This is a genomic window from uncultured Clostridium sp. (assembly GCF_937920395.1).
GTDB lineage: Bacteria > Bacillota > Clostridia > Clostridiales > Clostridiaceae > Clostridium_AD.
The window spans coordinates 1-2,855 of sequence record NZ_CALEVF010000316.1 but is presented as its reverse complement, the minus strand read 5'-3'; the positions used below and the strand labels follow the sequence as shown (position 1 = coordinate 2,855).

The following is a 2,855-nucleotide window of genomic DNA, read 5'->3' as shown; positions in this document are numbered from 1 at the left end:
CCATAACTCTTATGCCTTTGAATATAGCCATCCTAACTACTGCTCTAATGGCTGCGTTCATTCCTGGTGCATCGCCGCCACTTGTTAATACCGCTATTGTTTTCACAACTATTCCTCCTTGTAACTCTCTATAGAATAAACAATTATTAATTCTTTTCACCTTTATAATTCTTGAGGCATAAGACAACTATTAATTGTTTTTCATTTCTGTACCATCGGGATAAATTTGCCCCCCCGTGGTCATAATATGTCCATGTTACCAACAAAAATATAACTATTATTAAAAAATACCCTCTATACTCTAATATTATACAAAATCCTCGCAACATTCAACGGTTTATAGAAATAAATATTTATTTTTTAATAAACCACCTAATACCAGTGTAATGTAATCCTTTTTATGGATATATTTAAGTTAAATTCATATATATTACCATTTGTTAAAGTAAAATTTTCACTTTAAATGAGATTGTTATTAAAGATAACAATCTTATCTTTAATAACTGCCTCTATAAAAATACAAACCTATTTTATTGTATTTTTATATTATCTTGCCCAAATATTTTTCTTAAAACTTCCATAACATCAATTTCTTCACTAAGCCATAAAGCTTTATCCACAGCATACATTTTTCTTGGCTCTTTTGTACAAAGATATACAGGAGTACTTCCTCTGTATATAGCTAAGTTTTGCTTTATTTTTTTTAATGCATCTTTCATCATAACATCATTCTCGACTAATATATAAATTTTTTCACTATTAATTTTAACAAGCGGTTTAATGTCTTCGCATAATATCTTTGGTTGTTCTTCTTCGCGAATACTAACCCTACCTTTAATTATTACTATTTCATCTTCTTCAACAAGTGACTTATATTTTTCAAATGTCTTTGGAAAAACTATTACTTCAACACTAGCATATAAATCTTCTAGATTAATAAATGCCATCATATCATTATTTTTAGTAACTTTTTTACTAACCGTTGATATTATACCACCAATTATAACTTTGTCACCATCTTGAAGTTTAAAACTTTCACTAAGCATTTCATTATCTTCTTCAAGACTTTCATCTACCACAATATCAGATATTCTAGTATTGGTCTGTATCTTAAGTGTTTCTTCGTACTCGTCCAATGGATGACCAGACAAATATATTCCAGTCATTTCCTTTTCCATAGCTAAAAGATGTTTCTTTTTAAATTCTTTGATATTTGGATACTCTATTTCAAAATTATTATAATCATTATCAAAATCTAAAAATAAATTTATTTGTCCTGAAATATTTCTCTTTCTATCATTATTTACTCCATCTAATACCTTCTCGTAAACTGCAAGCAGCTGCGATCTATGAACTTTAAAATCATCAAATGCACCTGCCTTAATAAGACTTTCTACTGATCGTTTACTTACACAAGATGTGTCTATTTTATTGCAAAAATCCATAAATCCTGAAAATTCGCCTTTCTCTTGTCTATTACGTACAATGCTCTCTATTACATTTACCCCTACATTTTTAAGTGCTGATAGGCCAAATCTTATAGTATCACCTTTTACAGTAAACTCAGCAAAACTTTCATTTATACTAGGAGGCAACACCCCAATATCAATTTGAACTGCATATCTAGTATAAAAAGCTATTTTCTCAGCATTTCCTTTTACACTATTGAGCATTGCAGCTATAAACTCTGTAGGATAATAACACATTAAATATGCAGTCTCATAACCTACAACAGCATATGCTGCAGCATGTGATTTATTAAAAGCATAAGATGCAAAATCCATCATTTGATCAAATATCTTATTTGCTGCCACCTCAGTTATACCATTTCTAAGACAACCTTGCACTTCAATATTTCCAGCCTCATCCACTATTCCGTGGATAAAATTATACCTCTCCTCTTCCATAACCTTGTGCTTTTTTTTAGACATAGCACGACGAACAAGATCAGACCTTCCCATCGAGTACCCAGCAAGTTTTCTAACTATCTCCATAACTTGCTCTTGATAAACCATTACCCCATAAGTAACGCCAAGTATTTCCTCAAGCTGTGGGGTAACATATTCCACCTTATCCATGCTATTCTTATTTCTTATATACCTTGGAATTTCAGCCATTGGGCCCGGTCTATATAAACTTATACCGGCAATAATATCCTCTAAATTGTCAGGCTTTAACTCCTTCATAAAACTAGTCATCCCAGCAGATTCAAGTTGGAATATACCTACAGTTTTTCCTTCTCCAATCATTTTGTAGACCTTATGGTCTTCAATATCCAAATTATCTATGTCTATAGATACATTTCTGTTTTGTTTTACAAAATCTACGCAATCTCTCATAACCGTAAGTGTACGAAGTCCAAGGAAATCCATCTTTAAAAGACCAAGTTCCTCGAGAGTTCCCATAGGAAATTGTGTTACTATCATCTCATCATTTTTCTGAAGAGGCACATAATTTACTAAAGGCTTAGACGCAATAACTACTCCCGCTGCATGGGTAGAACTATGCCTTGGAAGTCCCTCTAGGGCCTTTGCAATATTTATAAGTGCTTCAACACGTGAATCATCCTCATACAAGGAATTAAGCTCTGCATTCATTTCAAGAGCCTTATCTATAGTTATATTAAGCACAGACGGTATCATCTTAGCAATTCTATCCACCTCAGCATACGAATAGTTCATAGCACGTCCAACATCTCTTATACAAGCTCTAGGAGCCATCGTTCCAAATGTTATGATTTGTGATACATTAGTGGTTCCATACTTTTTAACTACATAATCAATTACGTCTTGACGCCTTTCATAACAAAAATCCGAATCTATATCTGGCATTGATACTCTTTCTGGATTTAAGAA

The 2,855-nt window shown here is 32.3% G+C and carries 2 protein-coding genes; both read right to left on the bottom strand.

Annotated elements, in window-relative coordinates; translation table 11 throughout:
- A partial coding sequence (locus tag Q0649_RS19600) for a 6-phosphofructokinase (protein WP_298845847.1) occupies positions 1-106 on the bottom strand: 106 nt, incomplete at its 3' end.
- Between the two features lie 424 nt (positions 107-530).
- Positions 531-2,855 (bottom strand): DNA polymerase III subunit alpha (dnaE, locus tag Q0649_RS19595; RefSeq protein ID WP_298845845.1); only part of this gene is annotated, 2,325 nt, incomplete at its 5' end.